Annotated in this window: 4 protein-coding genes; 2 read left to right on the forward strand and 2 right to left on the reverse strand. The window is 31.3% G+C overall.

Translation table 11 applies throughout. The features are described 5' to 3' along the window. Nucleotides 1–86 precede the first annotated feature (86 nt). Both dapA and dapB read left to right on the forward strand, forming a co-directional pair. Nucleotides 87–965 (forward strand): 4-hydroxy-tetrahydrodipicolinate synthase, encoded by an 879-nt coding sequence (gene dapA / locus ACRC28_RS10810; RefSeq protein ID WP_438543457.1) that lies wholly within the window; start codon nt 87–89, stop codon nt 963–965. An 11-nt stretch (nt 966–976) separates the two neighbouring features. After that, nucleotides 977–1,732, forward strand: coding sequence for a 4-hydroxy-tetrahydrodipicolinate reductase (gene dapB, locus ACRC28_RS10815; protein WP_438543458.1), 756 nt, complete (start codon nt 977–979; stop codon nt 1,730–1,732). Nucleotides 1,733–1,767: 35 nt separating this feature from the next. Here the strand turns inward: dapB and ACRC28_RS10820 are convergent, their stop codons facing one another. Next, nucleotides 1,768–3,459, reverse strand: coding sequence for an SdrD B-like domain-containing protein (locus tag ACRC28_RS10820; protein ID WP_438543459.1), 1,692 nt, complete (start codon nt 3,457–3,459; stop codon nt 1,768–1,770). A 96-nt stretch (nt 3,460–3,555) separates the two neighbouring features. After that, nucleotides 3,556–4,607, reverse strand: a 1,052-nt coding sequence (locus ACRC28_RS10825; protein ID WP_438543460.1) for a peptide ABC transporter substrate-binding protein, incomplete at its 5' end; no start/stop codon positions are given.

Here is a 4,607-nt window from a genome sequence, read left to right on the forward strand (position 1 = left end):
AGCAGATAATATTAGAAAAGGTGCTGCTTTAAATGCAGTTCAAATTGCAGAATTAATTATTAAAAAGTAGAATTGGAGGAATTCAAATGACAATTTTTGAAGGTTCAGGTGTTGCTATAGTTACACCTTTTACTGAAGACAAGATAAATTATGATGAATTAAAAACCCTTCTTGAATGGCAAATCAAAGAAGGAACTGATGCTATAGTTGTGTGTGGAACTACTGGTGAAGCTACTACAATGACTTTAGAAGAAAAAAAGGAAGTTATTAAATTTACTGTAGACACTGTCAATAAACGTATTCCTGTTATAGCTGGTACTGGTTCTAACTGTACTTCTTCATCAATAGCTATGAGTAAATATGCTCAAAGTGTTGGTGTTGATGGTCTTTTAGTTATCACTCCTTACTACAACAAGACAAACACAAAGGGACTTATCAAACATTTTGAAGCTATTAACAATGAAGTTAATACACCTATTATTTTATATAATGTTCCTTCTAGAACAGGGATGAATATGTCCCCTTCAGTTTTAAAAGAACTTTCAAAACTAAAAAACGTTGTAGCTGTAAAAGAAGCTAGTGGTGACATTAGTCAAATTGCTCAAATAAAAGCTATTTGTGGTGATTCTTTAGATATTTATTCAGGTAATGATGATCAAATCGTTCCTATAATGTCTCTTGGTGGAAAAGGAGTAATATCAGTTTTAGCTAATATAATTCCTAAAGAAGTTCACAATATGACTAGATTTTATTTAGATGGAAAAGTAAATGAAAGCTTAAAATTACAACTAGATTATTTAAACCTTTCAAACTCTCTTTTCCTTGAAACAAATCCTATCCCTGTAAAGACTGCTTTAAATCTTATGGGATACAATGTAGGACCACTTAGACTTCCATTATATGATATGGATGAAAATTTAAAAAATCAAATGATAAACGAATTAAAAAATTCTAATTTAATTTAAGGAGATTTAAAATGATAAAAGTTTTATTAAACGGATGTTCAGGAAAAATGGGTTCTGTTATAAGCAGAATTGCTGAAACTGATTTTGAAAACTTAGAAATAGTAGCTGGTATTGATAGAAATGATAACTCATTTAACTATCCTGTTTTTAATTCACCAGAGGCTGTTAATGTAGAATATGATGTTTTACTAGATTTCTCAAGAGCTGATGCCTTAAAAGGTCTTATGACACTTACAGAGAAAACTAATAAACCACTTGTTATATGCTCTACTGGATTCACAGAGGAAGATTTAGCATTTATAGATTTAAAAAGCAAAACATTACCACTTTTTAAATCTGCTAACATGTCACTTGGTATAAACCTTATTAATTCATTATTAAAAAAGGTTTCACCTCTTCTTTATGGAAATTATGATATTGAAATTATTGAAAAACATCATAATCAAAAAGTAGATGCACCAAGCGGAACTGCTCTTTTACTAGCTGACACTATAAAAGACTCATTACCTGAAGAAACTCACTATGTTCATGGCAGAGATGGACAAAAGAAAAGAGAAAAATCTGAAATCGGTATTCATGCAGTTCGTGGTGGTGGAATCGTTGGAGACCACGACGTAATTTTCGCTGGTACTGGTGAAGTTATAACCCTTTCACATAATGCAATCTCAAGAGATGTTTTTGCAATTGGAGCTTTAAAAGCCTGTGAATATATGAGTAACATCACAAAGCCTGGAATGTACGATATGAATGATGTAATTGGATTATAGTCTAAAAAGGTAGCAAAATCATTGCTACCTTTTTATTATATGAAGCTTTTAATTTTCACCTTAAAGGTTACTGTTGCTCTTTCTCCAGCTTTTATGCTATTTATCAATATCCCAGTCTTTTCTGGATCTTCCATAGTTGTAACTCCATTTAAAGTACTACTTCCTATTATAAAATTAGTCTGACTTGGAATTGTATCCTTAAATATTAAATTATTTATATCTACATCTCCAGTATTGTTCAATACAATAGTATAAAGAATATCATCCCCTATATCTGCATATTTCTTATCATTATCTTTTGTTATTAAAAGTTCTATAAACTTTACATTTGTAGTCACAGTATTACTTATAACTTTATCACTTCCACTTTTATATGAATAATCGTATTCTGATGTATTTAAAACAACTTTTATAGTTTTATCTCTAGTGTTCATAACTTTAAAAGTTACTGTAACAACAGAGTTATCTCCAAAGTTTCCAAGGTTTATTCCATTCTCAGGATTTGTTCCTGTTTGAGCTACTCCATTTACAGTAACACTATCTGCTATAAAAGTAGTTCCTGCTGGCACTGTATCTTTGTAAATTAAATTTGTTACTGCTAAATCTGTTTTAAATACTGATGTATAAGTTATTATCCCACCTTCTATTATTTCACTTTTATCTACACTTTTTTTATTCTCAACAACTGGTATTGAAGGTCTAACCTCTTTTAAACTTATATCATCTATAGCATAGTCATTTCCACTTGCACTTGGTCCATCACTTAAAAATTCCACTGTTAATTGTGTAGCTGTTCCACTATTAAATACTGCACCTGTTTCAACCCATGTAGGAATAGCTGTTTCTTTTATATCATTTAATGTTTTTTGAAAAAATACCTGTCCATTATTTCCACTAATCTTAACTGCAAGTCTTGGAAGTGCTAAATTAAAAATTCCTGCTGTCATATTTATAATCCATGATGAAAATAAATAATCTGTATTACTTTTCACAGTAACCGTATCTTTATATAAGGTTGCCCCTGGATTTGAACCATTAACAATAAGAAAGTTCCCTCTTTCATCAAATGTTGTATGATTTGCAAGTTTCCACCATCCATAATCTTGAAGCGCAATATTGCTTATTGAATATTTTCCATCTGACGGCTTTCCCGCTGTATACTGTTGATATTGAAAACCTGATACAAGACCTGGATAAAGAGTATTTGCAGGACTCGAATTTTTAGGATATCCTGGTGGATTAACTCCAAAGGTTCCTTTATCTCCTGCATTTAGCAAATTAGGGTCTATAGCTATTGCATTTCCAATATTTATGGGTTCTTCTCTTATTGCTCCATCTAAAAAATCATTATTTAACAAATCACTATTCGATACTACTAAATCTATGTAGTTATCTGTTAGTGAGTCCATTCTTGTAGCTTCTACCGGTGCCCCTTGAACTAATTTAATATCTGGGTCATTTCCTGATGGAATTCCTTTAGCTACTGCATTTGTAAAATTCACTGGCGAAAGTGTCCCATCTGTCTGTGAATTATCTTCGACTAATCTATAATTACCTCCTGGTACATTATTAAATTCATAATTTCCATTACTGTCTGTTATTACCGTTATTCCTACAAGGGTTTGCTTATCTTGAAGAACTACCTTTGCTCCACCTATTCCTGTATCTCCTGCATCTATAGTTCCACTTCTATTTTTATCATATACTACTCGTCCTGATACCTTCATCTTCTTCTCCTTATAATTATTTATAAATCTATCTATATTTTATGTATCTGTAAAAGAAAAAGACACTTAAACCTTTAAGCTTAAGTGTCTAAATTTCTATTCCATTGTTACTTTATCAAAGTAAATTTGTCCAAGTACTGATGCATGAACTCCTTTAATGTTGCTGTTGATTCCATAAGTTTTAGTGTAATCATAAATTGGAATTACAGGCATTTCATCTAAAAGAATTTGCTCTGCTTTTGCCATATATTCAAATCTCTTAGCTGGATCTGATTCTTTTTTAGCTTTTCCTATAAGCTCATCATACTCTTTATTTGCAAAGTGAGCGTCATTGTTACCCCAGCTTGATTGATCTCCATCTTTTCCACTAACCCACATATCTAAGAATGTCATTGGATCTACGTAATCTGCTGACCAACCATGTCTTGAAATTTGGTATCCACCATTATTTCTTGTATTTAAGAATACTGCCCATTCTTGGTTTGTTAATTTAACATTTACACCAATTTCTTTCCAGTTTTGCTCAACAACTTCCATAACTTGTTTGTGAGCTCCTTCTGAGTTATACATGATTTCTAAAGTTGGTAATCCCTTACCACCTGGATATCCTGCTTTTTCTAATAATTTTTTAGCTTCTTCTTTGTTTTTATCGAAAGCTTTTGGATCAAATTTGTCTTTCTTAAAGTCTGCTCCTGAAGGATCTTTGATTCCTGCTGGAGTAAAGCTTGCTGAAGGAACTTGTCCTGTCTTAGTAACATTAGTTACGATTGTTTCTCTATCAATTGCTAATGCTAATGCGTTTCTTACATCTTTATTTTGTAGTGCTTTTCTAACTTCTGCATCTAATTTATCAGCATGGTTATTTACATTTACACATAAGAAGTAAGTTCCTAAGTTAGGGAAAGTTTGAGCTAATCCATCAGTTTTTCCTTTATCAACTAAAGCTGGATCTGCTAGACTTATTACATCAAATTCTTTATTTTGTAAACTTGCATATGCTGTATTTTCGTCAGTTACCATTTTATAAGTAACTCCTGGAATTTTTATAGCATCTTTATTCCAGTAATTTTCATTTTTAACGAATTCATAAGAATCCTTCATTTTAAATTCTTTTAATTGGAAAGGTCCATTAGAAATATAAGTATCTG

The sequence above is a fragment of the Clostridium sp. genome (assembly GCF_051650885.1).
Lineage (GTDB): Bacteria > Bacillota > Clostridia > Clostridiales > Clostridiaceae > Clostridium.